The following is a 26,135-nucleotide window of genomic DNA, read 5'->3' on the forward strand; positions in this document are numbered from 1 at the left end:
CCAGCCGTACCGCGTACCGCTTACTTCACCACGGCCTTCTTGCGCAGACCTTCTTCGAACGCCTGCAGCTTCTCCTGCTGGATCTGCTGGGCGATCTGGGGCTTGACCTGCTCGAGCGGCGGCGGGGCGACGTCGCGGGAATCGTCAAGGCGGATGATGTGCCAGCCGAACTGCGTCTTGACCGGCTCCGGCGTGACCTCGCCCTTCTTGAGCTTTTCGGCGGCGGCGCCGAATTCCGGCACATACGCCGACGGCGCCGACCAGTCGAGATCGCCGCCGTTCTTGCCCGATCCCGGGTCCTTCGAATATTGCTTGGCGAGGTCCTCGAAGCTCGCGCCGCCCTTGATCTTGGCAATCAGGTCTTTCGCCTGGGCTTCGTTGTCGACGAGGATGTGATGCAGATGCAGTTCCGTGCCGCCGCCGTTCTGCTTGACCAGCTGGTCATAGCGGGCCTTGATCTCGGCGTCGGTGGGCGTGTTCTTCTTGACGAAATCTTCGATCATCGCGCGCAGCACCACGGTCTGCTGCGCGACCGCCAGTTGCGCCTTGACGTCGGGACGCGACGCGATGCCTTCGCGCGCGGCTTCCTGCATCAAAATTTCGCGATTGATGAGTTCTTCGCGCACGGCTTGTTGAAGCTGCGGCGAATCCTGCTGACCTTGCGCGACCAGTTGCTTCACGAGCGCATCGGCGCGCGACGTGGGAATCGGCGTGCCGTTCACGACGGCGACGTTCTGCGCGAACGCGGGAGCCGCCGCGAACGCAGCCAGCAACACCCAGACGCGGGGTTTTTTCAGAGTCATCGGAGAGTCCTAACTGAGCAAACAGACGCCTTCACAGGCGAGATTCATAAAGCAGGGAAAGCGGCAAGCAAGGAGCGCGTCTCGGGTCACATGAATCCGTAACGATTCGTGGCCGGGTGCACCTGTTCGCGCACCTATTCGAATTGTTCCGCGAACTCCTGCGGCGTATAAGCCCGGATGGCCAGCGCATGCACGCCACGCCGCATTTCGTCGGCCAGCGCATCATACACCAGCCGATGCCGCCCCACGCGGGCCCGGCCGGCGAAGCATTCCGCGACGATCGTCACGGTGTAGTGGCTGCCCGAAGCCGCGCCGGCGTGGCCTGCATGAGCCGCGCTGTCGTCGTCGATATGCACGGACTGGGGCGTCAGCGCCGCGTTCAGGCGCGCCTCGAGATGGGCGATCTTTTCGGCGGCCGTGGCGTTCATGAAATCGAAGGCATCGCTCATTGACCATCCTCCTTCATGTACTTCGCGAGCCAGAAACTCTGCGCGACGATGAACACGACCAGGCAGCCGGTGGCGCCGAACAGCTTGAAGTTGACCCACTGGTCCGTCGTGAAGTGATACGCGACGAACAGGTTCACGATACCGAGCAAGCCGAAGAACACCGCCCACGCGACATTCAATTGTCCCCAGACGCGATGCGGCAGCACGATCTGCTTGCCCATCATCGCTTCGATCAGATTCTTTCTGAAACCCAGTTGCGCGACGATCAGCGCGACGGCGAACAGCCAGTACAGCGCGGTGGGCTTCCATTTGATGAAGGTGTCGTTGTGCAGCACGAGCGTCGCGCCGCCGAACACGACCACCACGCCGAGACTGACCCACAGCATCGGATCGACCTTGCGGTGGCGGAACGCGACCCAGGCGATCTGCAGCAAGGTCGCCCCGATCGCCACGGCCGTCGCGGTGTAGATACCCCAGACCTTGAATGCGACGAAAAAGAGAATGATCGGAAACAGATCGAACAGAAATTTCATTGGCGTCCGGACATGAAAGGCGGCGGATGAGGTGCAGCGCATGAACGAACGCCCGCTCGGATTGCAGCGGGCGTCGAACGGGCGTCAAGCGGGCATCAGACAGCTGAAACAGGAGCGCAACCCGGTGTCCCGTGCATGCGCCCAATTACATGGTTTCGCTTACTTGGGTTCGAATTGTAGCGCAGCCGAGTTGATGCAATAGCGCAGGCCGGTCGGCGCCGGGCCGTCTTCGAACACATGGCCGAGATGCGCGCCGCAGTTCTTGCAGACCACCTCGATACGCAGCATGCCGTGCGAGCGGTCGGTCTTTTCCTGGACCACTTCGCCGTTGATCGGCTTGAAATAGCTCGGCCAGCCGCAACCGGCGTCGAATTTCGTGTCGGACTCGAACAGCGGCGTGCCGCAGCACACGCAATCATAGACGCCGCGTTCCGTGTGATCCCAGTATTTGCCGGTGAACGGCCGCTCGGTCGCGGCATGGCGCGTCACCTGGTACTGCATGTCGTCCAGTTCGTTGCGATAGGTCGCATCGTCCTTTTGCAGCGGATAGCTCGCGGGGGTGTCGTCGTGGCTCATCTGTGGTTCCTTTGGTCTGGCCGGGAAGGCCCTGTATATGAGGACGATCCTACGAAGAACAACTCACTTCGAGATCGCTTGCCCAGTCGGGCGGCAGGCCGGCATAGGCCTCGTTCTCGGGCTGCTCGTCGTAGGGGCGGCGCAGCACGTCCAGCAGGCGCGCAACTTCGGAGAAATCCTTCTCAGCCGCCTGGCGGATCGCCTGTTCCGCCAGATGATTGCGCAGCACGTATTTCGGATTCACGCGATTCATCGCGTCGGCGCGCGCGGCGTCGTCGCGGGTTTCGTGCGCGAGACGTTCGCGATACTTCACGGCCCACGCGTCGAACGCGGCCCGGTCGAGGAACAGGTCGCGCACGGCTGAGTCGCCGCTTGCATCGGCCTTGCGCAGCTTCGACAAATTGCGGAACGTGAGCGTGAAGTCCGCCCGGTTCGCATGCATGATTTCGAACAGGCCGTTGGCGAGCGCGTCGTCGCCTTCGCGTTCGACAGCCAGGCCCAGTTTCGCGCGCATCGTCGCGACGAGCGCCGGAGCGAAGCGCGCCTTGAAGCCTTCCAGCACTTTCTGCGCTTCCTCGACGACACGTTCCGCGCGGCCTTCCTCGGGCAGGGTGTCGCCGAACAGCGGCACGAGCGCCTGCGCGAGACAGAACAGGTTCCAGTAGCCGACCTGCGGCTGACGGCCATACGAATAGCGGCCCTGCGTGTCCGAATGATTGCAGATGTGATGCGCGTTGAAGCCGTCCATGAAGCCGAACGGACCGTAGTCGATGGTGAGACCGAGGATCGACATGTTGTCGGTGTTCATCACGCCATGGCAGAAGCCGACGCCTTGCCATTGCGCCATCAGGTCGGCGGTCGTGCGCACCGCCTCGGCCAGCAGCGCGAGATATGGGTCCGGCTGCGCGCGGCAGTGCGGATGGAAGCGGTCGATCACGTGATCGGCGAGCTTGCGGAGATCGTCGGGGCGGTCGTTCGAATAGAAATGCTCGAAGTGCCCGAAGCGCACGAAGCTCGGCGCGACGCGCGTAACGATCGCCGCGGTTTCCATCTCCTCGCGGCGCACCGGCAGGTCGGAGCCGACCACCGCGAAGGCGCGCGTGGTCGGAATGCCGAGGTGATGCATCGCTTCCGAACACAGGAATTCGCGGATCGACGAGCGCAGCACCGCGCGGCCATCGCCCATGCGTGAATACGGCGTGCGTCCGGCGCCCTTCAGCTGCACTTCGAGGCGCGCGCCGCCGTGCTCCACTTCGCCGAGCGTGAGCGCGCGTCCGTCGCCCAACTGGCCCGCCCACACGCCGAACTGATGCCCCGAGTACACGGCGGCGTAGGGCAGGGCATCGGCCGGCCAGTCACGCGTGGGATTGCCCGCGAAGTACGCGGCGAAGGCGTCTTTCTCCGGGCCGGTGGCGATGTCGGGATCGAAGCCGAGCGTCTGCGCCATCTCGCGCGACAGTCCGACAAGATACGGCTCCGGCACGGGCGCGGCAGGCAGACGGGTGAGGAACGCGGTGCCGAGCGCCGCGAAGGAGCCGGGCTTGCCGGCTTCGACGGCATCGGCGACCTGCTGCATCGATTGCGCGTCCGCGGGTGTCTCGTCCCGCGAAACGCTTGGGGAAAACGACATATTGAGCGCCTCTGAGTTAAACGATATTGTAATTCCGCGCCCGCCGGCCTGCAGGGGCCGGCCCGGGCGTGACCAGACCATCGACCAGGCCATCGACCCTCCGAGGACTTCGCCCATGATGTCGCCGCTCCACGGCCAGATGATGGAAGTACCGTTGCTCGCGTCGTCCCTGCTGTCCCATGCCTCGCGCCACTTCGGCGACACCGAGATCGTTTCGCGCCGTATCGAGGGCGATATCCACCGCACCACCTGGCGCGACTGCGAACGGCGCGCGAAGCAACTCGCGCAGGCGCTGACCGCGTTGGGCGTCGCGCAGGGCGAACGCGTCGGCACGCTCGCATGGAACGGCTACCGGCACCTGGAGTGCTACTACGGCGTGTCGGGCATGGGCGCCGTGTGCCACACGATCAATCCGCGCCTGTTCCCGGATCAGGTCGCCTTCATCATCGATCACGCCGACGACGCCTATGTCTGCTTCGACATGACCTTCGCGCCGCTGGTCGAGATCATCGCGCCGCAGTGTCCGAAGGTGAAAGGCTGGATTGCGCTCGGCGATGCATCGTGCATCGAGACGCATCTGTCGGACCTGAGCGTGCCCGTGATGAGCTACGAGACGCTCATCGGCGCGCATGACGGCGACTACGACTGGCCGATGCTTGACGAACGCCAGGCTTCGTTCCTGTGCTACACGTCGGGCACGACCGGCAATCCGAAGGGCGCGCTGTATTCACATCGCTCGACCGTGCTGCACGCGTACGGCGCGGCGCTGCCCGACGCGATGGGCGCATCCGCGAGCGACTCCATTCTTCCCGTCGTGCCGATGTTCCATGTGAACGCCTGGGGCATCCCGCACGCGGCGCCGCTGGTCGGCGCGAAGCTCGTGCTGCCGGGCAAGGATCTCGACGGCCAGTCGCTGTATGAATTGATGGAAGCGGAAGGCGTCACCTATTCAGCCGGCGTGCCCACTGTCTGGATGGGCCTGCTCGCCTATCTGAAGCAGCACGGCCTGCGTTTCTCGACGCTTACGCGTACGGTGATCGGCGGCTCCGCGTGCCCGCCGGCGATGCTGCGCATCTTCGAGGAAGAGTACGGCGTGCAGGTGATCCATGCGTGGGGCATGACGGAGATGTCGCCGCTCGGCACGCTGTCGCGTCTGAGCTACCGCCAGAAGCAGCGGCCGCCCGAGGAGCAGCGCCATTTGCTGGAAAAACAGGGCCGCGCGCTGTTCGGCGTGGACATGAAGGTGGTGGGCGACGACGGCCGCGAACTGCCGTGGGACGGCAAGTCCTTCGGCGACCTGTACGTGCGCGGGCCGTGGGTCATCGACCGCTATTTCCGGCGTGACGACTCTCCGCTCGTCGACGGCTGGTTCCCGACCGGCGATGTCGCGACCATCGACCCGGACGGCTTCATGCAGATCACGGATCGCAGCAAGGACGTGATCAAGTCGGGCGGCGAGTGGATCAGCTCGATCGACCTGGAGAACATTGCGGTATCGCATCCGCAGGTGGCCGAGGCGGCGTGCATTGCGTGCGCGCATCCGAAGTGGACCGAGCGGCCGCTGATCGTGGCCGTGCTGAAGCCGGGCGCGACCGTCACGCGCGAGGAACTGCTCGCCCATTTCGACGGCAAGGTGGCGAAGTGGTGGATCCCCGACGACGTGATCTTCGCCGAAGAGCTGCCGCATACCGCGACCGGCAAGCTGCAGAAGGTCCGGCTGCGCGACCAGTATCGCGATCACGTGCTGCCCACTGTGGCCGAAAATCCGATTTGACGCGTGGTCTTCCTTGTCTTTGAAGCCCCGGATGCAGGCAGGCGTCCGGGGCTTTGTCGTCTTCGGCGTGCTTGAGCGTTAAGATCGCACTGTGTGACGATCGTGCTTTTCCGCGTGGCGCGGCACGCTCATTCCTTTATCGCGATCCATCGGGAGACAGCTTCATGGCAGTGGATTATTCGATCCGCGACGGCGTCGCCGTCATCATGCTCGACAATCCGCCGGTGAACGGGCTCGGGCACGCGACGCGGCTCGGCATCGTCGAGGGCATCGGGCGCGCGAACAGCGACGCCACCGTGCGCGCCATCGTGCTGATCGGCGCGGGCAAGGCCTTCTCGGGCGGCGCCGACATCACCGAATTCAATACCCCGAAGGCCACGCAGGAACCGACGCTCCTGACCGTCATCCAGGCCGTCGAGGGCAGCGCCAAGCCGGTCGTCGCGGCGATTCATGCCGTGGCGATGGGCGGCGGCCTGGAACTCGCGCTCGGCGCGCATTACCGCGTCGCCGCGCCGGACGCGCAGATCGCGCTGCCGGAAGTGAAGCTCGGCCTGCTGCCGGGTGCGGGCGGCACGCAGCGGCTGCCACGCGCGGTCGGCCTGGAGACGGCGCTCAACATGATCGTGTCCGGCACGCCGGTGCCGTCCGAACAGCTCGCGCAAAGCGGGCTCTTCGACGCCTTCATACAAGGCGATCTGCTCGACGCCGCGCTGAGCTTCGCGCGCGGAGCCGCGGACCGTGGCGGGCCATATCCAAAGGTGCGCGAGCGCCGCATCGAGCATGCGAACGCGGAGGGCTTCATCCAGTTCGCGCGCAACAGCGTGGCGGCGGTGGCACGCCATTTCCCGGCGCCGCACAAGTGCATCGATGCAATCGAAAAGGGCGTCAAGGAAGGCTTCGAACGCGGCCTTGCGTTCGAGCGCGAATGCTTCCTTGCGCTGGTGCAGACGCCCGAGAGCCGCGCGCTGCGGCATGCGTTCTTCGGCGAACGCGCGGCCGGCAAGATCGCCGACGTGCCGTCGAACACGCCGGTCAGGAAGATCGAACAGATCGGCATCGTGGGCGCGGGCACGATGGGCGGTGGCATCGCGATGAACTTCCTCAACGCGAAGCTGCCCGTCACGCTGCTGGAAACGAAGCAGGACGCGCTGGATCGCGGTCTCGCGACGATTCGCCGCAATTACGAGGCGCAGGTCAAGAAGGGCAAGCTCACGCAGCAACAGGTGGAGGACCGCATCGCGCTGATTCGTCCGACGCTCTCGTTCACCGATCTCGCCCAGGCCGATCTGATCATCGAAGCGGTGTTCGAAGAACTGGACGTGAAACAGCAGGTATTCCGCCAACTGGACGAAGTGGCGAAGCCTGGCGCGATTCTCGCGTCGAACACCTCGACGCTCGATCTGAACCGCATCGCGTCGTTCACGAAGCGTCCCGGCGATGTGATCGGCATGCACTTCTTCAGTCCCGCCAACGTGATGAAGCTGCTCGAAGTGGTGCGCGGCAAGGAGACGTCGAAAGACGTGCTCGCCAGCGTCATGCAGGTTGCGAAGAAGATCAAAAAGACCGCGGTGGTTTCGGGCGTGTGCGACGGCTTCATCGGCAACCGCATGATCGAGCAGTACATCCGCCAGGCGCTCTTCATGCTGGAGGAAGGCGCGCTGCCGGCGCAGGTGGATCGCGCGATCGAACAGTTCGGCTTCGCGATGGGCCCGTTCCGCATGAGCGATCTGGCCGGCAACGATATCGGCTGGGCTATTCGCAAGCGGCGCTATCGCGAGCAGCCGGAGTTGCGTTATGCGCGCGTGGCCGACCGTTTGTGCGAGATGGGCCGCTTCGGACAGAAGACCGGCGCGGGCTGGTATGACTACGCGCCGGGCAAGCGCGATGCCATTCCGTCTCAGGCCGTCGACGAAATGATCGTGGGGTTCTCAGCCGAACAAGGTGTGGCGCGGCGCGAGATCGGCGATGAGGAAATCGTCGAGCGCCTGGTGCTGTCGCTCGTGAACGAAGGCGCGAAGATTCTCGAGGAAGGCATCGCGGCAAAGGCCTCCGACATCGACATGGTGTATCTCACCGGCTATGGCTTCCCGCTGTGGCGCGGCGGCCCGATGCTGTATGCGGATACCATCGGCCTTTTTAACGTCGATCGCGCGTTGCGCAAGTACGCCGCCCAATCCAACGGCGACGCGTGGCAGCCCGCCGCGCGCATCGCCGGACTCGCCGCCGCCAACGGCCGCTTCAACGCCTGAGCTTTCCTGAACATGATGAAACCCGTGGAAGACGTACTGATCGTCGTGGACGTGCAACCTGATTTCATGCCGGGCGGGGCGCTGGCCGTCGCGCGCGGCGACGAGGTCGTGCCGGTCATCAACCGTATCGCGGCCGGCTTTTCGCATGTCGTGCTGACCCAGGACTGGCATCCGCGCTCGCATGTGTCGTTCGCGACGAATCACGCGGGACGCCAGCCCTTCGAGACCATGACGCTGCCCTACGGCGAGCAGGTGCTGTGGCCGGTGCACTGCGTGCAGGATACCGAGGGCGCGGCGCTGCATCGCGACCTGCACGTGCCGCATGCGCGGATGGTGGTGCGCAAGGGGCATCACGAGCACGTCGACAGCTATTCGGCGTTCCTCGAAGCGGACCGCACGACGCCGACCGGCCTGACAGGCTATCTGCGCGACACCGGCGTCCGGCGCGTGTGGCTGGCTGGGCTCGCGACCGACTATTGCGTCGCGTGGTCGGCGCTCGATGCGCGCGCGGCCGGCTTTGAAACGAGCGTGATCGAGGACGCATGCCGCGCGATCGACCTGGACGGGTCGCTGGCGCGCGCGTGGCAGGACATGCTCGGCGCCGGCGTGCGGCGCGTGAGTTCGAACGACATCGAAACGAGAGAGACGACATGACCGACGCCGTGATCGTAGCCACCGCGCGCACCGCGCTCGCCAAATCGTGGCGCGGCGCACTCAACATGACCCATGGCGCGACGCTCGGCGGCCACGTCGTACGGGCGGCGGTCGAACGCGCGGGCATCGACCCGGTGCGCATCGAGGACGTCGTCATGGGCTGCGCGTTTCCCGAAGGCGCCACCGGCATGAACGTCGCGCGGCAGATCGCGTTGCGCGCCGGCTTGCCGGCCGCGGTGCCGGGCATGACGGTGAACCGCTTTTGCTCGTCGGGTTTGCAGAGCATCGCGCTCGCCGCGCAGCGCGTGATGACGGGCGAGGGCGAAGTGTTCGTCGCGGGCGGCGTCGAATCGATTTCCTGCGTGCAGAACGAGATGAACCGCCACATGCTGAAGGAAGCCTGGCTCGACACGCACAAGCCCGCGATCTACTGGCCGATGCTCCAGACCGCCGAGAACGTCGCGCGGCGCTATGACATCTCGCGGGAGCGCCAGGACGAATACGGTGCACGTTCGCAGCAGCGCGCGGCCGCCGCGCAGGCAGCGGGCCGCTTCGATGCCGAGATCGTGCCGATCACCGTGCTCGCCGGCATCGCGGACAAGGCCAGCGGCCGGCTTTTCACGCGCGAAGTCACGCTCGCTGCCGACGCAGGCAGTCGCGCGGACGCGAGGCTCGAAGGCGTCGCGAAGATCCGCACGGCGCTGCCGGGCGGCGTCATCACGGCCGGCAACGCGAGTCAGTTTTCGGATGGCGCGTCGGCGTGCGTCGTCATGAGCGCGACGCTTGCCGAGCGTGAAGGACTGCAACCGCTCGGCATTTTTCGCGGCTTCGCGGTCGCGGGCTGCGAGCCTGACGAGATGGGCATCGGGCCGGTGTTCGCGGTGCCGAAGCTGCTGCAACGCGCGGGGCTCACCGTCGATGACATCGGCTTGTGGGAACTGAACGAAGCCTTCGCCGTGCAGGTGCTCTATTGCCGCGACCGGCTGGGCATTCCCGACGAGCGTCTCAACGTGAACGGCGGCGCGATCGCGGTCGGGCATCCGTATGGCGTGTCGGGCGCACGCCTGACCGGGCATGCGCTGCTCGAAGGCAAGCGGCGCGGGGCGCGCTTCGTCGTGGTGACCATGTGCGTCGGCGGCGGGCAGGGCGCGGCGGGACTGTTCGAGATCGTGTGACCAAAGCGCGTACGTCGCGTCACCTCACTGCACGGCGATTTTTGCTACGCTTCAGGTCTCGACCGACATCATGAATCAGGAGCCGCCGTGCTGCGTCACATCGTCATGTGGAAGCTGAAGGAAACCGCCGAGGGCGCCAGCCGCGCAGAGAATGCGCAGAAGCTGAAGGCCCGGCTCGAAACCTGCCGCAGCATCGTGAAAGGGCAGGGACACTTCGAGGTCGGCACCGCTCAGCCGGGCTTCGACTGCACCTATGACGTCGTGCTGGTGTCCGACTTCGACGACCGCGCCGCGCTCGAAGCCTATCAGGTCCATCCGAAGCATCAGGCCGTGAAGGACTTCATCGCGGCGGTCCGTGAAGACCGTCAATGCGTCGACTACGAGGTATGAGCGCGATGTCCAGCACCGATCCGGCGAACGCCGGCGTGTCCATCGAAAGCCCGTTCATCGATTCGCTCGGCGTCGATCTCGTCCGCGCGCAGGACGGCGAAAGCGAAGTGTGCCTGCCGCTGCGCGACACGCATCTGAATACCTGGGGCATCGCCCATGGCGGCGTCACGATGACCCTGCTCGACGCCGCGCTCGCGCTCGCCGCGCGCAGCGTCGCGGGGGACGGCATGGGCGTCGTCACCGTCGAAATGAAGGTGAACTTCATGCAGCCCGGCCGCGGCGAGTTGCGCGGTTACGGCCGCGTGCTGCACCGCTCGACCACGATGGCTTATTGCGAAGGCGAAGTGCGCGACAGCGAAGGACACTTCGTGGCCAAGGCGCTCGGCACCTTCAAGTACATGAAGCGGCTCGCGGTCGGACGCGACATCGCACGCCAGAAAATGCGTACCGATCCCAAGGCGCTGCCCGGCCCGAGCGACGCTTAACACCGGCATCATCCCTTTGAAGACAGGAGAACCCGCCATGGCAGACGCACTGCTGAACCGTCAGATCCTGCTCGTCTCACGTCCCGATGGCGAAGCCTCGGCGAGCAACTTCAAGCTCGTCGAAACGCCGCTCGCGCCGCTCGCCGAGGGCGAGGTGCGGGTCCGCAACCACTATCTGTCGCTCGATCCGTACATGCGCGGCCGCATGGACGACGCCAAGTCCTACGCGCCGCCGCAGCCGCTGAACGAAGTGATGATCGGCGGCACGGTGGGCGTCGTCAGCGAGTCGCGCAATCCGAAGTTCGCGGTCGGCGACAACGTCGTGGGCATGCTCGGCTGGCAGGAGTACGGCACCTCGGACGGCACGATGCTGAACCAGGTCGATGCCTCGCGCGTGCCGCTCTCCGCCTATCTCGGCGCGCTCGGCATGCCGGGCGTCACCGCGTGGTACGGCCTGAACGGCATCATCAAGCCGAAGGCGGGCGAGACCGTGGTGGTGTCAGCGGCGCGCGGCGCGGTGGGCAGCGTCGTCGGGCAACTGGCGAAGGCGGCCGGCTGCCGCGCAGTGGGCATCGCGGGCGGCGCGGAGAAATGCCGCTATGTGGTGGAGACGCTCGGCTTCGATGCCTGCGTCGACTACAAGGCGGGCAACCTGCGCGCCGACCTGAAGGCGGCCGTGCCGGATGGCATCGACGGCTACTTCGAGAACGTCGGCGGCGAGATCCTCAACGCAGTGCTGGCGCGCATGAACGCGTTCGGACGCATTGCCGTGTGCGGCATGATCTCCGGCTATGACGGCAAACCCCTGCCGCTGGACGCGCCCCGGCTCATCCTGACGCAGCGGCTCTTGCTGCAAGGCTTCATCGTCTACGAACATCTGGATATCTGGCCGCAGGCGCTCAAGGATCTCGGCGAACGCGTCGCGACGAAGAAGCTGCTGTTCCGCGAGAGCATCGCGGACGGTCTCGAGCAAGCGCCCGAGGCGCTGCTCGGGATGCTGCGCGGAAAGAATTTCGGCAAGCAGCTCGTGAAGCTGATCTGATCGAACCCGGAAACCTCACGTGGACAGTTTCGCTGGCAAGGTTGCCGTCATCACCGGCGCGGGCAGCGGCTTCGGCCGGGCGTTCGCGCAGCAAGGCGCGGCGCTCGGCATGAAGCTCGTGCTCGCCGATCTCGACACCGCCGGCCTCGCCGCCACGGTGGATGCCATCCGCGCGCAGGGCGGCGAAGCGCTCGGCGTGACGGCGGATGTCTCGGACCCGGCGCAGGTCGAGGCGCTGGCGCAGGCCGCGCTCGATGCCTTCGGCGGCGTGCATCTGTTGTTCAACAACGCGGGCGTCGGCGCGGGCGGCTTCGTGTGGGAAAACAGCGCCAACGACTGGCAATGGGTCTTCGGCGTCAACGTGATGGGGGTCGCGAACGGTCTGCGTGCGTTCGTGCCCATCATGCTGCGGCAGAACGAGCCGGCGCACATCGTCAATACGGCGTCGGTGGCGGGCCTGCTCGCCGCGCCCGCGATGGGCGTCTACAACGCGTCGAAACACGCGGTCGTCGCGCTGACCGAGACCCTGCAGCATGATTTGCGGCTGGCGGGTGCGGACCTGATCGGCGTGTCGCTGCTGTGTCCCGCGTTCGTGCCGACGGGGATCGCCGATGCCGAACGCGCGCGGCCCGAAGCGCTCGCCAACGCGGCTCCGTACACCGCGTCGCAGAAACTCGCCGCGCGGCAACTCACGAAAGCGGTGGAAGGCGGCAAGCTCACGGCGGACGACATCGCCGCACTGACCTTCGATGCCGTGCGCGCGCGCCGCTTTTACGTCATCACGCATCCGGCCATCATGGCGTCGGTGCAACTGCGGCTCGACGACATCGCCCAACTGCGCAATCCGACCGATCCGATGTCGCTCAGGCGGCCGCGTTAGCCGCGTATTTTCAACGCTCCTCAATCGATGCCGCTCAATCCCAAGATCGCCCAAATCCTCGAGATGGTGGCGCGTGCGAACCGCCCGCCGTTCCACACGCTGACGCCGCAGCAGGCGCGCGCCGCCTACGCGATGAGCGCGCCGATCCTCGACATCGCGCCGCTGCCGCTGTTCAGCGTCGAGGACGTGCAGGTGCCCACGCGCGACGGCGCGACGATCGGCGTGCGCGTGTATCAGCCCGTCGAGCCGAACTGGGCGCAGCCGGTGGCGGGGCTGCTGTATCTGCATGGCGGCGGCTTTACCGTCGGCAGCGTGGCGACGCACGATGCGCTGTGCCGCAAGCTCGCGCACGATGCGGGCTGCGCGGTGGTGTCGGTCGATTACCGGCTTGCGCCCGAGCACCGCTTTCCCGTCGCGGTGAACGACGCGTTCGACGCGCTGCAATGGCTGGCGCGTGAGGCGGGCACGTTCGGCATCGATGCGGCGCGACTGGCGATCGGCGGCGACAGCGCGGGCGGCACGCTGGCCACGGTGTGCGCGGTGCTGGCGCGCGATGCGGGCATCGGCTTGCGGCTGCAACTGCTGATCTATCCGGGCACGAGCGCGCGGCAGCAGAGCGCGTCGCACGCGCAACTGGCGGAGGGCTATCTGCTTTCGGGCGAAACGATCCAGTGGTTCTTCGCCCAGTATCTGCGCGATGACCGCGACCGCGATGACTGGCGCTTCGCACCGCTCGATGCCGCGGGCGGCGTGCCCGACATGGCGGGCGTCGCGCCGGCGTGGATCGCGGCGGCGGATCACGATCCGCTGTTCGATGAAGATGTCGCGTATGCGGAAAAGCTGGAGCAGCAGGGCGTGCCGGTGACGCTCAGGCGCTATGAAGGGATGATCCACGAGTTCTTCAAGATGGGCGGCTTCGTGCCTGAAGTGGCCGATGCGCATGCGGAAGCGGTGAGGGCGCTGCGGGAGGGGTTTGAAGGGTGAGGGATGAAGATTGAGTATCGTCTGAAATGTCAGGCGGGTGGATTCCTCAGGATTGCTGGATGATGAGATCGGGAAATTGAGTGATCAGGGACGAGCTTGCCCTGCACTGCTGTCCAATCCTACAGTCTCGGATGTATGTCAGATGACTATGCAGCAGAGCACGGTTTTCCCCGCAGTCCCATGTGTGCACGTTCAGGGACCCTCTCTCTCTCGTTCAATGGCTCCGCTCTTTTAGTTCATGCTCAGCGTGGGCGGTCCTATCCGGCAATTTCCGGAAAACCGCTAATCGGGGGAAGGTTTGATTTCTCTCCCGCCCGATACCGAACACGCAGTCAAGGTCCCATTCCGCCGGGTCGATATTGGATTCAACCGTCACAGATGTGGACGATCAAATGGTACAAGGCGGGTCTACGCTCAAAGTGGGGAAATCATCGGATCACAATCCACATATTCCCAGGCACGGAAACCTTCGGTCGCGGTGGATTCTTTATTCATGGCGGAGTGTATGCAAGAACTGCTGGATGCATCGGTCTCCGTTCACGAATGGAGGATTTCGTCCGCGACTTGAAAGCCGCTACAGCCGATTCTCCGGAATGCTACATTCCTTTGACCGTTCGCTACTGAACCAATGCAGATCACGAGCTACCAGTCCCTGTTGAGAGCGGGCTTATATGTCATCGTTGCCATTCTCTATGCTCTTCTCGTCGCCTGGAATGTGCTCGCTCTGACTGAATACTACGGCGACGGCCCGCCGTATTACTCGCGGACCACCAACATGGACAAATGGACAAATCCCATTCCTTTAATGACCGTGGTGGACAGCATCGGCGCACTGATCATCGGGGGCATTCTCTACCTGATGCGACGCACGCGCTAAGCCCGCGTCAACCGCGTTCCACTTCGAAGTCAAAAGCCCGCTCGAACGCGCCGGGCCGCACGATCCGATGCGAGCCGTCATCGTCACTGCGTTCCTTGACATCGACCGCGAGCCCATGCGGCATCAGGTCCACGCGCAACGCCGTGGTGCTGCGTGTCCCGTACTCGGGCGTCTCGATAAACGCCGCGGACAACACGCGTTCCCGCTCGATCGAAATGCCGGTGGAGGGCAGCAGCGCGTCGTTGGCCGTACGCGGATCGCGCAAGGTGTCGATCAGCACATCGAGTGACGGCCGCTCGTCGGCGTGAATCAGGTCGTGCAAGGCGTCGCGCTGAGCCACCAGCTTTGGCCAAGGCGTGTTCAGCAGACTGTTCGACAAGCCATGCACGCCCGCTTCGAGCAAGGCTGGCGGCGCATCCGCGCGATTGCCATACCAGCCCAGTTCACGCCGCGCGAAATCGCCGCACAGCAGGTTGAAGCCGTTATAACGCTGACCTCGCTCGGCCACGCGTTCCAGATACGTCAGCGGCGCAAGCCGTTCGCCCGCGAGAAAGTCGCTCACCAGCGTGCCGCGCGTCGGCGCGTCCGGGCGCGTCTCGCTCGGCGCGCGATAGTTCGTCAGCGCCGCGAAGCGTCCATCGCGCGACACACCCAGCCATGTGCCGCCGCCCGTGAGATCGCGTCCCGCAAGCACGCCCGGCGCGTCGGTCCACCAGTGCATCGGCTCGGCGGTGCGGCGCAAGAATTCATCCCGATTCGCCGACAGCGTCAGCAGCGCGCGGCGCTCGCCGGGCGCGGCCGCGGGCTGCCAGTCGAAAACGATCAGGCACATGCGCGCGGGACCTCAGGCATCGGCGGGAAAGGCGTAGGGCAGCGGCGCAAATTCGAGCGCCGGCCCATCGGCGGAACCCACGTGAACGCTGCCGTTGTCGAGCGCGGCCAGCTTGATCTCGACCAGACAGTCCACGCCGCCGGCTTCCGCCGGCGCCGCGTTGACGACCAGCCCGCACGGCTGGCCCGGATCGTCGGAATGGAACAGCTCCGCTCCGGGCGCGGCCGCTTCGGTGTGCGCGAGCGCCGTGCGCCGCTTGATCGTGCCGCGATACTGGCTGCGCGCGACGATCTCCTGTCCCGGATAGCAGCCTTTCTTGAAGTTCACGCCGCCGAGCACGTCGAAGTTCACCATCTGCGGCACGAACTGCTCGACCGTCGCGTGCGTGATGCGCGGTTCGCCCGCATGGATGTCGAGCCAGTCCCACATTTGCCCGGGCACGCGCACCAGTTTGTCTTCGAGGGCCGCGAGCTGTTCGTCCACCAGCGCCTTCGGCCCGACCCACAGGAAACGCGGCCGATGCGCCGCATCCGGCATGCGGATCAGCGCGCCATTCGGACCTTCGACCTTCACGTGCACGCCGTCGGGCAGGGCATCGAAGATGCCGGACAGCGCCGCGCGCACGTCGCCCGCGAAGCCGACCGCGGCCACCTCGGGCGTCGCGTCGGAGAGCTTCGCTTTCAGCCGCAGCACGAACATCGACAGACGCTTCTGCACTGCCGCCTGCGTGTCCTGCGCGATCAGCAGGCGCACCGCATCGGCCGTGCGCCACATCAGGAACGACGCCAGCAGCCGTCCCTTCGGCGAGCAATAACCGGCCAGTCGGGCCGTGGATGCATCGAGATGCTGGACGTCGTTGGTGATCTGGTTGTGCAGGAAGGTCGCGGCGTCCTCGCCCCTGACATCGATCACGCCGAACTGCGTGAGCGGCATGAACGCGCCGGCGGTCTTGACGGCTTCGAAATCGGCGGGGGCGAGGGTCGGGGTCTGGGAATTCATGGAGGTCGCGGCTGTCCTTTCAGAGAAGCCCGGACCGGTGAAAGCGACTCCGGCACAGGCGGCAAGTTATTATATTGGTCTTATCCCAAGCGTGTTCCGCATGTCCCTCTTGAAGAAATGCGTCGTGGCCATCGTGTTCGCCGCGCTGGTCGCGGCGGCCGTCGCGGGCGGCGTCGTCTGGTGGGCGCAGCGTCCCATGGCACTCGCGACACCCGAGCTTGACGTCACCATCAAACCGCATAGCAGCCTGCGCAGCGTGAGCAATCAGCTGAACCGCGGCGGCGTGCCGGTCGAGCCGGAACTGTTCGTGCTGATGACCCGCGTGCTCGGTCTGTCCGCGCAGCTCAAGTCCGGCAACTACGCATTCAAGAGCGGCATCACGCCCTATGAGGTGCTGCAGAAGATCGCGCGCGGCGACGTCAACGAGTACGTCGCAACAGTCATCGAAGGCTGGACGCTGCAGAAGATGCGCGCCGAACTGGACGGCAATCCCGCGCTCAAGCACGACACGGCCGGCATGAGCGACACGGACCTGCTGCGGGCGATCGGCGCCGCCGAGGTGGACCGGGCGTCGGCTGAAGGGCTGTTCTTCCCCGACACCTATCTCTTCGACAAGAACACCAGCGATCTCGCCGTCTACCAGCGCGCCTACCGGCTCATGCAAGTGCGTCTCACCGAGGCGTGGAACGCGCGCGCGCCGAATCTGCCTTACAAGACGCCTTATGACGCGCTGATCATGGCGTCGATCGTGGAGAAGGAAACCGGGCGCGCGCAGGACCGGCCGCTGGTTGCGGCGGTGTTCGCGAACCGGCTGCGCATCGGCATGCCGCTGCAGACCGATCCCACCGTGATCTACGGCCTGGGCCCGGCTTATGGCGGCAAGCTCAGGAAGAAGGACCTGCAGACGGACACTCCGTACAATACCTACACGCGCATGGGCCTGCCGCCGACGCCGATCGCGCTGCCCGGCGTGGCCGCGTTGACCGCCACGCTCAACCCGGCCGCCAGCACCGCGCTGTATTTCGTCTCGCGCGGCGACGGCAGCAGCATCTTTTCCGACACGCTCGGCGACCACAACAAGGCCGTCGACAAATACATCCGGGGTCAATGAATGGCGCGCGGCAAGTTCATTACGTTCGAAGGCATCGACGGCGCGGGCAAGACCACGCATCTCGACTGGTTCCGCCAGCAACTCGCGGCGAAGCTCGCGCCGTCCGGCCATGCGGTCGTGATGACGCGCGAGCCAGGCGGCACGCCGCTCGGCGAAACACTGCGCGGCATCCTGCTGGACCAGCCAATGGACCTCGAAACCGAGGCGCTGCTGATGTTCGCAGCGCGCCGGGAACATCTGGCGCAGGTGATCGAACCGGCGCTGTCGCGCGGCGATTGGGTGCTGTCGGACCGTTTCACGGATGCCACTTTTGCATACCAGGGCGGCGGCCGCGGCCTGCCGCGCGACAAGCTCGAAGCGCTGGAACGATGGGTGCAGGGCGGTTTCCAGCCGGATCTGACCGTGCTGTTCGACGTGCCGACCGAAACCGCGAACGAACGCCGCTCGGCGGCGCGCGCGCCGGACAAGTTCGAGCGCGAGTCGGAGACGTTTTTTGCGCGCACGCGGGGCGAATATCTGCGCCGGGCCGCGGAGTCGCCGCAGCGCTTTGCCGTCGTCGATGCCACCCGGACCATCGACGACATTCGCAAAGAACTTGAAGAAACGATCGCAAGTCTCTGATTCAATACGATAACAGCAATGATCTACCCTTGGCAGACCGACGACTGGCAACGCCTCCAGCAACTGCGCGCGCACTGGCCGCACGCATTGCTGCTGCATGGCGAGGCGGGCATCGGCAAATTGCAGTTCGCACAACATCTGGCGCAAGGTCTGCTGTGCGAGGCGCCCGCGGCGAACGGCGAACCCTGCGGTCATTGCCCGGCGTGCCTGTGGTTTTCGCAGGGCAACCATCCCGACTATCGCGCCGTGCTGCCGGAAGCGCTCGCGGGCCTTGCCGTCGCCACCTCCGGCGACGCCGCCGACGCCCCCGCTGACAAAGCCGATGGCGACGAAGGCAAGAAATCGCGCGCGCCCAGCAAGGAAATCAAGATCGAGCAGGTGCGCGCGCTGCTGGACTTCTGTGCCCTGGGCTCGCACCGCGGCGGGGTGCGTGTCGTGGTGTTGTATCCGGCCGAGGCATTGAATGTCGCCGCCGCCAACGCGCTGTTGAAGACGCTCGAAGAACCGCCGTCGGGCGTCGTGTTTCTGCTGGTTTCGGCGCGCATGGACCGGCTGCTGCCGACCATCGTGAGCCGCTGCCGTCAATGGCCGATGAGCGTGCCCGAGCCAGCGCAGGCGAACGCATGGCTCGCGGCGCAGGGTATCGACGATGCAGCGGGCCTGCTCGCGCAGGCGGGCGGCGCGCCGCTGGCGGCGCTGGCGCTGGCGAGCGACGAGAACCGCGCGTTACGCGACTTCACGCTCGCCCAGCTCGCCGCCGGACCGAACTGCGACGCCTTCGCCTGCGGCGAGAACCTGCAGAAGCTGCCGGTGCCGCTCGTGCTCGGCTGGCTGCAGCGCTGGCTTTACGATCTGCTCGCGCAGCGCACGGCGGGCCGGCCGCGTTACTTTCCAGGCGCGGCCAAGGCGCTCGCGCGCTGTGCACAGGGCGCGGATGGCGCCGCGCTCGCCCGCTACATGAAAACCGTCACGCGGCAGCGCGCCGTGGAGAATCATCCGCTCAACGCGCGCCTCGTGTTCGAGGAACTGTTCCTCGGCTATCGCGGCATCTACGTCGCCTGACAGGGTGCCCGGAGCCTTTTCAATCCAACCATGACTCTCCAATACCGCGACGCCACCTTCGACGATCTGCCTGCCATCGTGGCCATCTACAATTCGACGATCGCCTCGCGCCAGGTCACCGCCGATCTCGAGCCGGTCACGCTCGAAAGCCGTCACGCGTGGTTTCACGCGCATTCGCCGCAATCGCGCCCGCTGTGGGTCGTCGAGGAAGGCGGCGAGGTCATCGCGTGGCTCAGCTTCTCCGACTTCTACGGCCGCCCGGCGTATGCGCGCACCGTCGAAGTCAGCATTTATCTGCACGAGCGCGCCCGCGGCAAGGGGCTCGGCCGTGCGCTGCTGCGCGAGGCGCTCGAGCGCGCGCCGTCGCTGAAGGTCGATACCTTGCTCGGTTTCGTCTTCGGGCACAACGAAGCCAGCGTCAAGCTGTTCGCCGGCTTCGGCTTCGAAACCTGGGGCGCGCTGCCGCGCGTCGCGGTGCTGGACGGCGTCGAGCGCGATCTCGTGATCCTCGGCCTGCGTCTCGACACGCAGCGCGCCGCGCCACAGCACACGCATTAAGGATCAGGGAGCCGCGCATGTTCGTCGATTCACACTGCCACATCAACTTCGAAGGACTCGCCGACCGCCTGCCCGACGTGCTCGACAACATGCGCGCGCATTCGGTCACGCATGCGCTGTGCGTGTCGGTCGATCTGGAAACGCTGCCCTCGGTGCTCGCCATCGCCGAACGATACGAGAACGTGTATGCGTCGGTCGGCGTGCATCCGGATCACGAGGACATGCGCGAGCCGAGCGTGGACGAGCTCGTCGAGCTGGCCGGGCATCCGAAAGTCTGCGCGATCGGCGAGACGGGCCTCGACTACTATCGGCTCGAAGGCCGCAGCCTGACCGACATGGAGTGGCAGCGCGAACGCTTCCGCACCCACATCCGCGCGGCGCACAAGACCGGCAAGCCGCTCATCATCCACACGCGCGCGTCCTCGGACGACACGCTGCGCATCATGGAAGAAGAGCGCGCCGGCGTGCCGGGCGGCGTGATGCATTGTTTCACCGAGCCGTGGGATGTGGCCGAACGTGCGCTTGCGCAGAACTTTCATATTTCGCTGTCGGGCATCGTCACGTTCAAGAGCGCCAAGGACGTGCAGGACGTGGCGCGCCGCGTGCCGCTGGAACGGCTGCTGATCGAAACCGATTCACCTTATCTCGCGCCGGTGCCGTATCGCGGCAAGCCGAATGAACCTGCGTACGTGAGTCATGTCGGACGTTTTGTCGCGCAATTGCGCGAACAGCCGGAAGAAGCGCTGGCGCAGGCCACCACGGACAACTTCTTCCGTCTTTTCAAGATCGCGCGGGCAGGCTGAGGGCGGCCGCACCGCGTGTACAGCAACCTGTTTCAAGGCACCCCGAAGGCAACCATGAACAATTCGTCGATGATTTCCGCTCTTCCCGTGGCAAACACGTCAAACGTTTTCGCCGCGGACATGAAGCACACGAAGGGCTCCGCGGGCTCCGCGCTGCGCCGGCTGGTCGCGGCGGCGCTCGTCGCCGGCTGTGCGATTGCGCAGCCGGTGTGGGCCGCGTCGGTGGATTCGCTCATCAAGGCGGTCAAGTTCGACGACATCTCGGCGGTCAAGAAGCAGCTCGCGCAGGGCGCGGACCCGAACACGGTCGACAATACCGGCACGCCGCTGCTCGTGATCGCGGCGCGCGAGAAATCCGACAAGGTCGGCCAATTGCTCGCCGACAATCCGAAGACCGATCTGGAAAAGATCGACCCCGCCGGCGAGAATGCGATGATGCTCGCGGCCCTCAACGGCGACGCGACCTTCGTGAATGCGCTGATCGCCAAGGATGCCGAAGTGAACAAGAAGGGCTGGACGCCGCTGCACTATGCGGCGACCAACGGTCATGACGACATCGTGAAGCTGCTGCTGGACCATTCGGCCTATATCGACGCAGGCTCGCCGAACGGCACCACGCCGCTGATGATGGCCGCGCGCGGCGGGCATTTGTCGACCTGCAAGCTGTTGCTCGACGAAGGCGCGGACCTGCGCGTCAAGAACCAGATCGGCATGACGGCCGTGGACTTTGCCCGCAAGTACGAGGCGAAGGATGTCGCCGAGGGTTTGCAGGCGCGCCTTGACTCGATGCAGCAGGGCGGTGCTGCGCCAGGCGGCGCAAACGGTGCAAAATAGCGCAGTGCTGCACGGACACTGGCGCACCCGGCGGTCAGGCGCGGCCGCCCCGGTGCCCCGAACCGTTGTCCGGATCCAAGCCGCCGCTCAACATAAAAGGAAGATCATGCTGCGGGAAATCGTCATCGCCTGTGCGCTCGCGACACCTCTGTGCGCGTTCGCGTTCACCGGCAACGACCTGAACAAGCTGTGCACCAAAACCGACCCCAACTCGCGCACGGCCTGCGCGGCCTATATCGAAGGCGCGGCGGACGGTGTCTATAACACGATCGAGGCCATCGGCGGAACCTCCGGGCCGCAGGTCGGCCAATACTTCTGCCTGCCGTCGGACGTGAAACCCCAGCAACTGACGGATGCGGTGCGCAAGTACATTGCCGGCAATCCGGACAAAGCCGATTTCAACGCCACGACCATGGTGTCGCTCGGCCTCGGCAAGGCGTTTCCCTGCAAGGCGGAACGCTGATGGCGGGCTGAACGGTCGAGCGGAGGCGCCAGGAGCGTGCTGGCGTCCCGCTTGCTGACCTGATCTTGCCTGACCTTGCCTGCCAGCCGGCAAGTTTCGCTGAATACGGTGCGGCCTCCGCACCCATGGTTTGTGACATCGCACCCGCGCGATGCGCGCCGCCGTATCCACCTCGCCCTGTTTCCAACCCGAGGCTGATCCCGCGACCTTCATGCTTTCTTTCGATCACTTCATTGACCTGGCCGAACGGCCGCTCGGCACCTGGCCGGGCGCGCTGGTCGTCGCCGTCATCGCCGTGCTGTTCGCGGTGGGCGTGCATCGGGCGGGCGCGCGCATCCTGACCCGCATCGCGCGGCCTTATCCGCTGATGAGCGTCGTGCTGCGCTACATCGACAAACCCGCGCTGGTCCTGCTCATCATCCTCGGGCTCGGCTTCATGATCTTCGAGGCGCCCGACACGTTGCCGTTCATCGGCGTCCTGCGCGATGTCGAGACCGTCGCGCTGATCGTCGCGCTCACGTTCCTCGCGGCGCGCTCCGCGGGCGCGGTCGGCGAGGCGATCGTGCAGGCGCACCCGCTCGACACCGACGACAACCTCGACGCCCGCCGCATCCACACGCAGGCGCGCGTGCTCGCGCGTTCGGTGATGGTGGTGATCGTCATCATCGGCTTCGGCGGGGCGCTGATGGCATTCCCGAGCGTGCGCCAGATCGGCGCGAGCCTGCTGGCGTCGGCGGGCGTCGCGGGACTGGTCGCCGGTATCGCCGCGCGGCCGGTGCTCGGCAATCTGATCGCGGGTTTGCAGATCGCGCTGTCGCAGCCGATCCGCCTCGACGACGTCGTCGTCATCCAGGGCGAATGGGGGCGGGTCGAGGAAATCACCGGCACTTATGTGTCGATCCGCATCTGGGACCAGCGCCGGCTGATCGTGCCGTTGCAGTGGTTCATCGAAAATCCGTTCACGAACTGGACCCGCAACAGCTCGCAGATCATCGGCACGGTGTTCCTCTATGTGGATTACCGCATGCCGCTCGCGCCGCTGCGCGAGGAACTGGAGCGCATTCTCGCGCATGCGCCGGAATGGGACGGTCGCGTACAGGTGCTGCAGGTCACCGACGCGACGGATCGCGCGTTGCAACTGCGCGTGCTCGTCAGCTCGTTCGATTCCGCGCTGAACTGGGATTTGCGCTGCCGCGTGCGCGAGGGACTCGTGAATTTCGTGCAGGCGGCGTATCCGAACTATCTGCCGCGCGCGCGGGCGGATCTTTCGACGGACAAGGAAAGCCACGTCGATTTCGCGCCGCCGCTCCAGCGTCCGGGCACGGCGCCGGACAACGCTGCCGGCGCGGCCAATACCGCCAATACCCCCGCCGATCCGGTCGCGAGCCGAGGCGAGGCGAGCGGACCGGACCCGCATGCGCATTCGGCGGCGTCTACCGCACCGACGCGCGGCGAAAAGACGTGAACAATGGAGTCGGCTGACGGATCGCGCGCCGTGAATGGAAACCCAGCGGGCAATTCACAGTCGAAAAACATAACCCCACATGATCAAAGAGGAAAAGGCAAGCTTATGAGTCGTCTCGTCGTCGTATCCAACCGGGTCGCCACGCCGACCGAAACCAAAGGTTCCGCGGGCGGGCTGGCTGTCGGCGTCTTCGGCGCGCTGAAGGACAGCGGCGGCGTCTGGTTTGGCTGGAGCGGGGACGTGGTGAGCGAAACCGTGGCGAACCAGGGCCCCAAGCTGGAACAGGACGGCGCCGTGACTTTCGCCACCGTGGGCCTGACGAAGAAGGACTACGACCAGTACTACCGCGGTTTTTCGAATGCGATGCTGTGGCCGGTCTTCCACTATCGCAACGATCTCGCCGTCTACGATCGCGACGAATACGCCGGTTACCGCCGCGTGAACGCCTGGCTCGCGCACAAGCTGATCAAGCTGCTCGAGCCCGACGACGTCATCTGGGTCCACGACTACCACATGATCCCGTTCGCGGAAGCGCTGCGTTCGGAGGGCATCAAGAATCGCATTGGCTTCTTCCTGCACATTCCGTTTCCGTCGCCGCAAATCCTGCTGAACATTCCGCCGCACGAGGAACTCGTCAAGTCGCTGTGCTGCTACGACGTCGTGGGCTTCCAGACCGAAGGCGACCGCGTCGCGTTCCACGATTACATCGTGCGCCATGCACACGGCACGGCGACCGCCGACGGCCACGTCGAAGCCTTCGGCCGCAAGCTGACGACGAATGTGTACCGCATCGGCGTGTTCCCCGATGAAATCGCCGAGCAGGCCGAGCGCGGCGAAGCGCGTCAGGACGTGATGGACCTGAAACAAAGCCTCGAAGGCCGCAAGCTCATCATGAGCGTCGACCGGCTCGATTACTCGAAGGGCCTGGTCGAGCGTTTCCGCGCCTTCGAACATTTCCTGGAGAAATCGCCGGAGTGGCGCGGCAACGTGACGCTCGTGCAGATCGCGCCGCCGACGCGCTCCGACGTCGAAAGTTATCAGCAGATCCGCCAGAACCTCGAATATGAAGCGGGGCGCATCAACGGCCGTTATTCGGGCCTCGACTACACGCCGATCCGCTACCTGAACCAGCGCTATGACCGCTGGAAGCTGATGTCGCTGTTCCGGGAATCGCAGGTCGGGCTGGTGACGCCGTTGCGCGACGGCATGAACCTGGTCGCGAAGGAGTATGTCGCCGCGCAGAATCCGGACGATCCCGGCGTGCTCGTGCTGTCGCAATTCGCGGGCGCCGCCGACGAGATGACTGGCGCGGTGCTGGTGAATCCGCACGATATCGTCGGCACGAGCGAGGCGATTGCGCGGGCGCTGACCATGCCGCTCGCGGAACGCAAGCAGCGCTACGAAGCCAACATGAACGCATTGCGCAAGCACGATCTGGGCGTCTGGCGCGACAACTTCCTGATCGATCTGCGCGGCGTCTCCAAAGCGTAACGGCTGTCCGACACGATTGTTTCGGCCCTGTAACAGAGCGATGAAAGTGCAAGAGTACGCCGGGCGGCCGCCATTCTCCTTCGATAATGCCGGTACGCGTCGGCGACTCGCACGCGGCACTCCAGTGACAGGGCATTGATCTGATGTAAGGGCAAACCTCGTGGCCGGGCTGTGGGCCGGCTGTCATACTCGATGCCGCAGGCGACGGTTCGCATAATGGGTGCGCTGGCGTGCGCTGCCGTCGATAGGCTCATGGAGACGAGAACGATGAGAATTGCCCAGATCGCCCCGCTGACTGAATCGGTGCCGCCGAAGCTCTACGGGGGCACGGAACGTGTCGTGTCGTATCTCACCGAGGCGCTCGTGGAACTCGGTCACGAGGTCACGCTCTTCGCCACCGGCGATTCCCAGACCAGCGCCCGACTGGAAGCAGTCTGGCCGCGCGCGCTGCGGCTCGATCCGGCGATCCGCGACCGCATCGCGCCGCACATGCTGCTGCTGGAACTGGTGCGCCGCCGCGCCGAAGAGTTCGACGTGCTGCACTTCCACATGGATTACTACTCGTTCTCGCTGTTCAAGCGCCAGGAAACGCCGTTCCTCACCACGATGCACGGCCGCCTCGACCTGCCCGAGCAGCAGCCGGTCTTCGATACTTTCGACACCGCGCCGGTCGTGTCCATCTCGGACGCCCAGCGCCATCCGTTGCCGCAGGCCAAATGGGTGTCGACGGTCTATCACGGGCTGCCGGAAAAGCTGTACACGCCGCAGCCCGTCGAACAGAAATATCTGGCCTTCCTGGGCCGTATTTCGCCGGAGAAACGGGTGGATACCGCGATCCGCATCGCGGGACGCTGCGGCCTTCCCATCAAGATCGCCGCGAAAGTGGATTTCGCCGATCACGAGTACTTCGAGCGCGAGATCGCGCCGCTGCTCAAGCTGCCTTATGTGGAATTCGTCGGTGAAATCAACGACAGCCAGAAGGCCGAGTTTCTCTCGGGCGCGCATGCGCTGCTGTTTCCCATTGACTGGCCGGAGCCGTTCGGCCTCGTGATGATCGAGGCGATGGCCTGCGGCACGCCGGTGATCGCCTTCAATCGCGGCGCGGTGCCGGAAGTGGTCGATGAAGGGGTGTCCGGCTTCATCGTCGAGGATGAAATCGGCGCGGTGGCGGCCGTGAACCGGCTGCATACGCTGTCGCGCGAAGGCGTGCGCAAGCGCTTCGAAGACCGCTTCACGTCGCACCGCATGGCGCGCCAGTATCTCGACGCCTACAAGGCCGTCGTGCGGGCGCAGAAGCGGGCGCGTTTCAGGGTCATCGACCGCGCGACCACGACCTGATCCATTTCTTACGCGCATGAGAAAACCGCCGTGTGGCGCGACCCGAGAGTCGCGCCA

The 26,135-nt window shown here is 65.4% G+C and carries 28 protein-coding genes; 21 read left to right on the forward strand and 7 right to left on the reverse strand.

All coding sequences use genetic code 11. The features are described 5' to 3' along the window. Positions 1-20: 20 nt before the first annotated feature. From QCE62_RS07280 to QCE62_RS07300, 5 genes are all read right to left on the reverse strand, one after another. Positions 21-803, reverse strand: a complete 783-nt coding sequence (locus QCE62_RS07280; protein WP_309916016.1) for a peptidylprolyl isomerase — start codon at positions 801-803, stop codon at positions 21-23. Positions 804-937: 134 nt separating this feature from the next. Then, positions 938-1,252: a BolA family protein gene (locus QCE62_RS07285; protein WP_309916019.1), complete on the reverse strand. Its 315-nt coding sequence runs from the start codon at positions 1,250-1,252 to the stop codon at positions 938-940. Next, the gene (locus QCE62_RS07290) at positions 1,249-1,785 is read right to left on the reverse strand and encodes a septation protein A (protein WP_309916021.1); all 537 of its coding nucleotides are present in this window, start codon (positions 1,783-1,785) and stop codon (positions 1,249-1,251) included. Before QCE62_RS07290 ends, QCE62_RS07285 begins: the two co-directional genes overlap by 4 nt. 159 nt (positions 1,786-1,944) lie before the next feature. Continuing rightward, positions 1,945-2,361 carry a peptide-methionine (R)-S-oxide reductase MsrB gene (gene msrB, locus QCE62_RS07295; protein ID WP_309916024.1) on the reverse strand — a complete coding sequence of 139 codons (417 nt, stop codon included), beginning with the start codon at positions 2,359-2,361 and terminating at the stop codon, positions 1,945-1,947. 49 nt (positions 2,362-2,410) lie between these two features. After that, positions 2,411-3,937: a protein adenylyltransferase SelO gene (locus tag QCE62_RS07300; protein WP_404987353.1), complete on the reverse strand. Its 1,527-nt coding sequence runs from the start codon at positions 3,935-3,937 to the stop codon at positions 2,411-2,413. A 169-nt stretch (positions 3,938-4,106) separates the two neighbouring features. Here QCE62_RS07300 and QCE62_RS07305 point away from each other — a divergent pair, with 169 nt between their 5' ends. The 11 genes from QCE62_RS07305 (at position 4,107) to QCE62_RS07355 (ending at position 14,501) form a co-directional block, all read left to right on the forward strand. Continuing rightward, a complete protein-coding gene (locus QCE62_RS07305) occupies positions 4,107-5,765 on the forward strand; it encodes a 3-(methylthio)propionyl-CoA ligase (RefSeq protein WP_309916029.1) in 1,659 nt (552 codons plus the stop codon). A gap of 164 nt (positions 5,766-5,929) precedes the next feature. Beyond that, positions 5,930-8,014, forward strand: a complete 2,085-nt coding sequence (locus QCE62_RS07310) for a 3-hydroxyacyl-CoA dehydrogenase NAD-binding domain-containing protein (RefSeq protein WP_309916032.1) — start codon at positions 5,930-5,932, stop codon at positions 8,012-8,014. A gap of 12 nt (positions 8,015-8,026) precedes the next feature. Next, positions 8,027-8,668, forward strand: coding sequence for a bifunctional nicotinamidase/pyrazinamidase (pncA, locus tag QCE62_RS07315; RefSeq protein ID WP_409017808.1), 642 nt, complete (start codon positions 8,027-8,029; stop codon positions 8,666-8,668). Continuing rightward, positions 8,665-9,843 (forward strand): acetyl-CoA C-acyltransferase, encoded by a 1,179-nt coding sequence (locus QCE62_RS07320; RefSeq protein WP_309916033.1) that lies wholly within the window; start codon positions 8,665-8,667, stop codon positions 9,841-9,843. Before pncA ends, QCE62_RS07320 begins: the two co-directional genes overlap by 4 nt. A gap of 87 nt (positions 9,844-9,930) precedes the next feature. After that, positions 9,931-10,233 carry a Dabb family protein gene (locus QCE62_RS07325; protein WP_309916036.1) on the forward strand — a complete coding sequence of 101 codons (303 nt, stop codon included), beginning with the start codon at positions 9,931-9,933 and terminating at the stop codon, positions 10,231-10,233. Next, positions 10,230-10,718, forward strand: coding sequence for a PaaI family thioesterase (locus QCE62_RS07330; RefSeq protein WP_309916039.1), 489 nt, complete (start codon positions 10,230-10,232; stop codon positions 10,716-10,718). Before QCE62_RS07325 ends, QCE62_RS07330 begins: the two co-directional genes overlap by 4 nt. Positions 10,719-10,755: 37 nt before the next feature. Further along, the gene (locus tag QCE62_RS07335) at positions 10,756-11,760 is read left to right on the forward strand and encodes an NADP-dependent oxidoreductase (protein ID WP_309916042.1); all 1,005 of its coding nucleotides are present in this window, start codon (positions 10,756-10,758) and stop codon (positions 11,758-11,760) included. A gap of 19 nt (positions 11,761-11,779) precedes the next feature. Beyond that, entirely contained in the window at positions 11,780-12,640 is an 861-nt protein-coding gene (locus QCE62_RS07340) for an SDR family oxidoreductase (RefSeq protein ID WP_309916044.1), read from the forward strand. Positions 12,641-12,667: 27 nt separating this feature from the next. Next, on the forward strand, positions 12,668-13,624 hold the full coding sequence (locus QCE62_RS07345) for an alpha/beta hydrolase (RefSeq protein ID WP_309916047.1): 957 nt from the start codon (positions 12,668-12,670) through the stop codon (positions 13,622-13,624). A gap of 180 nt (positions 13,625-13,804) precedes the next feature. After that, positions 13,805-14,248: a tlde1 domain-containing protein gene (locus tag QCE62_RS07350; RefSeq protein ID WP_309919685.1), complete on the forward strand. Its 444-nt coding sequence runs from the start codon at positions 13,805-13,807 to the stop codon at positions 14,246-14,248. A gap of 4 nt (positions 14,249-14,252) precedes the next feature. Beyond that, positions 14,253-14,501: a hypothetical protein gene (locus QCE62_RS07355; RefSeq protein WP_309916049.1), complete on the forward strand. Its 249-nt coding sequence runs from the start codon at positions 14,253-14,255 to the stop codon at positions 14,499-14,501. Between the two features lie 7 nt (positions 14,502-14,508). Here the strand turns inward: QCE62_RS07355 and QCE62_RS07360 are convergent, their stop codons facing one another. Together QCE62_RS07360 and QCE62_RS07365 are read right to left on the reverse strand one after the other, a co-directional pair. Further along, positions 14,509-15,333, reverse strand: a complete 825-nt coding sequence (locus QCE62_RS07360; protein WP_309916052.1) for an NRDE family protein — start codon at positions 15,331-15,333, stop codon at positions 14,509-14,511. A 12-nt stretch (positions 15,334-15,345) separates the two neighbouring features. Then, complete coding sequence (locus QCE62_RS07365) at positions 15,346-16,332, reverse strand: folate-binding protein (protein ID WP_309916055.1); 987 nt, start codon at positions 16,330-16,332, stop codon at positions 15,346-15,348. A gap of 100 nt (positions 16,333-16,432) precedes the next feature. On the opposite strand from QCE62_RS07365, the gene mltG reads away from it, so the two are divergent. The 10 genes from mltG (at position 16,433) to QCE62_RS07415 (ending at position 26,078) form a co-directional block, all read left to right on the forward strand. Continuing rightward, positions 16,433-17,443 carry an endolytic transglycosylase MltG gene (gene mltG / locus QCE62_RS07370; RefSeq protein ID WP_309916056.1) on the forward strand — a complete coding sequence of 337 codons (1,011 nt, stop codon included), beginning with the start codon at positions 16,433-16,435 and terminating at the stop codon, positions 17,441-17,443. Next, entirely contained in the window at positions 17,444-18,064 is a 621-nt protein-coding gene (tmk, locus tag QCE62_RS07375; protein WP_309916058.1) for a dTMP kinase, read from the forward strand. Between the two features lie 18 nt (positions 18,065-18,082). Then, entirely contained in the window at positions 18,083-19,126 is a 1,044-nt protein-coding gene (locus QCE62_RS07380; protein ID WP_309916060.1) for a DNA polymerase III subunit delta', read from the forward strand. Between the two features lie 30 nt (positions 19,127-19,156). Further along, positions 19,157-19,684: an N-acetyltransferase family protein gene (locus QCE62_RS07385; protein ID WP_309916063.1), complete on the forward strand. Its 528-nt coding sequence runs from the start codon at positions 19,157-19,159 to the stop codon at positions 19,682-19,684. 17 nt (positions 19,685-19,701) lie between these two features. After that, complete coding sequence (locus tag QCE62_RS07390) at positions 19,702-20,487, forward strand: TatD family hydrolase (RefSeq protein WP_309916065.1); 786 nt, start codon at positions 19,702-19,704, stop codon at positions 20,485-20,487. A 120-nt stretch (positions 20,488-20,607) separates the two neighbouring features. Further along, the gene (locus tag QCE62_RS07395) at positions 20,608-21,321 is read left to right on the forward strand and encodes an ankyrin repeat domain-containing protein (protein WP_409017809.1); all 714 of its coding nucleotides are present in this window, start codon (positions 20,608-20,610) and stop codon (positions 21,319-21,321) included. Between the two features lie 106 nt (positions 21,322-21,427). Then, entirely contained in the window at positions 21,428-21,784 is a 357-nt protein-coding gene (locus QCE62_RS07400; RefSeq protein ID WP_309916068.1) for a Rap1a/Tai family immunity protein, read from the forward strand. Positions 21,785-21,995: 211 nt separating this feature from the next. Beyond that, entirely contained in the window at positions 21,996-23,249 is a 1,254-nt protein-coding gene (locus QCE62_RS07405) for a mechanosensitive ion channel domain-containing protein (RefSeq protein WP_309916071.1), read from the forward strand. Positions 23,250-23,354: 105 nt separating this feature from the next. Further along, positions 23,355-24,740, forward strand: coding sequence for an alpha,alpha-trehalose-phosphate synthase (UDP-forming) (gene otsA / locus QCE62_RS07410; RefSeq protein ID WP_309916074.1), 1,386 nt, complete (start codon positions 23,355-23,357; stop codon positions 24,738-24,740). 267 nt (positions 24,741-25,007) lie between these two features. Then, positions 25,008-26,078, forward strand: a complete 1,071-nt coding sequence (locus QCE62_RS07415) for a glycosyltransferase family 4 protein (RefSeq protein ID WP_309916076.1) — start codon at positions 25,008-25,010, stop codon at positions 26,076-26,078. Positions 26,079-26,135: the final 57 nt, after the last annotated feature.

The sequence above is a fragment of the Caballeronia sp. LZ033 genome (assembly GCF_031451265.1).
Taxonomy (GTDB): Bacteria; Pseudomonadota; Gammaproteobacteria; order Burkholderiales; family Burkholderiaceae; genus Caballeronia.

Coding starts and splice junctions, on each gene's coding strand:
- QCE62_RS07380 (WP_309916060.1), top strand. CDS start 18,083: ATGATCTACCCTTGGCAGACCGACGACTGGCAACGCCTCCAGCAACTG.
- mltG (WP_309916056.1), top strand. CDS start 16,433: ATGTCCCTCTTGAAGAAATGCGTCGTGGCCATCGTGTTCGCCGCGCTG.
- QCE62_RS07330 (WP_309916039.1), top strand. CDS start 10,230: ATGAGCGCGATGTCCAGCACCGATCCGGCGAACGCCGGCGTGTCCATC.
- QCE62_RS07385 (WP_309916063.1), top strand. CDS start 19,157: ATGACTCTCCAATACCGCGACGCCACCTTCGACGATCTGCCTGCCATC.
- QCE62_RS07350 (WP_309919685.1), top strand. CDS start 13,805: ATGTGTGCACGTTCAGGGACCCTCTCTCTCTCGTTCAATGGCTCCGCT.
- QCE62_RS07415 (WP_309916076.1), top strand. CDS start 25,008: ATGAGAATTGCCCAGATCGCCCCGCTGACTGAATCGGTGCCGCCGAAG.
- tmk (WP_309916058.1), top strand. CDS start 17,444: ATGGCGCGCGGCAAGTTCATTACGTTCGAAGGCATCGACGGCGCGGGC.
- otsA (WP_309916074.1), top strand. CDS start 23,355: ATGAGTCGTCTCGTCGTCGTATCCAACCGGGTCGCCACGCCGACCGAA.
- QCE62_RS07300 (WP_404987353.1), bottom strand. CDS start 3,937: ATGCAGCAGGTCGCCGATGCCGTCGAAGCCGGCAAGCCCGGCTCCTTC.
- QCE62_RS07320 (WP_309916033.1), top strand. CDS start 8,665: ATGACCGACGCCGTGATCGTAGCCACCGCGCGCACCGCGCTCGCCAAA.
- QCE62_RS07285 (WP_309916019.1), bottom strand. CDS start 1,252: ATGAGCGATGCCTTCGATTTCATGAACGCCACGGCCGCCGAAAAGATC.
- QCE62_RS07405 (WP_309916071.1), top strand. CDS start 21,996: ATGCTTTCTTTCGATCACTTCATTGACCTGGCCGAACGGCCGCTCGGC.
- msrB (WP_309916024.1), bottom strand. CDS start 2,361: ATGAGCCACGACGACACCCCCGCGAGCTATCCGCTGCAAAAGGACGAT.
- QCE62_RS07280 (WP_309916016.1), bottom strand. CDS start 803: ATGACTCTGAAAAAACCCCGCGTCTGGGTGTTGCTGGCTGCGTTCGCG.
- pncA (WP_409017808.1), top strand. CDS start 8,027: ATGATGAAACCCGTGGAAGACGTACTGATCGTCGTGGACGTGCAACCT.
- QCE62_RS07305 (WP_309916029.1), top strand. CDS start 4,107: ATGATGTCGCCGCTCCACGGCCAGATGATGGAAGTACCGTTGCTCGCG.
- QCE62_RS07290 (WP_309916021.1), bottom strand. CDS start 1,785: ATGAAATTTCTGTTCGATCTGTTTCCGATCATTCTCTTTTTCGTCGCA.
- QCE62_RS07335 (WP_309916042.1), top strand. CDS start 10,756: ATGGCAGACGCACTGCTGAACCGTCAGATCCTGCTCGTCTCACGTCCC.
- QCE62_RS07345 (WP_309916047.1), top strand. CDS start 12,668: ATGCCGCTCAATCCCAAGATCGCCCAAATCCTCGAGATGGTGGCGCGT.
- QCE62_RS07360 (WP_309916052.1), bottom strand. CDS start 15,333: ATGTGCCTGATCGTTTTCGACTGGCAGCCCGCGGCCGCGCCCGGCGAG.
- QCE62_RS07310 (WP_309916032.1), top strand. CDS start 5,930: ATGGCAGTGGATTATTCGATCCGCGACGGCGTCGCCGTCATCATGCTC.
- QCE62_RS07365 (WP_309916055.1), bottom strand. CDS start 16,332: ATGAATTCCCAGACCCCGACCCTCGCCCCCGCCGATTTCGAAGCCGTC.
- QCE62_RS07395 (WP_409017809.1), top strand. CDS start 20,608: ATGAAGCACACGAAGGGCTCCGCGGGCTCCGCGCTGCGCCGGCTGGTC.
- QCE62_RS07355 (WP_309916049.1), top strand. CDS start 14,253: ATGCAGATCACGAGCTACCAGTCCCTGTTGAGAGCGGGCTTATATGTC.
- QCE62_RS07400 (WP_309916068.1), top strand. CDS start 21,428: ATGCTGCGGGAAATCGTCATCGCCTGTGCGCTCGCGACACCTCTGTGC.
- QCE62_RS07390 (WP_309916065.1), top strand. CDS start 19,702: ATGTTCGTCGATTCACACTGCCACATCAACTTCGAAGGACTCGCCGAC.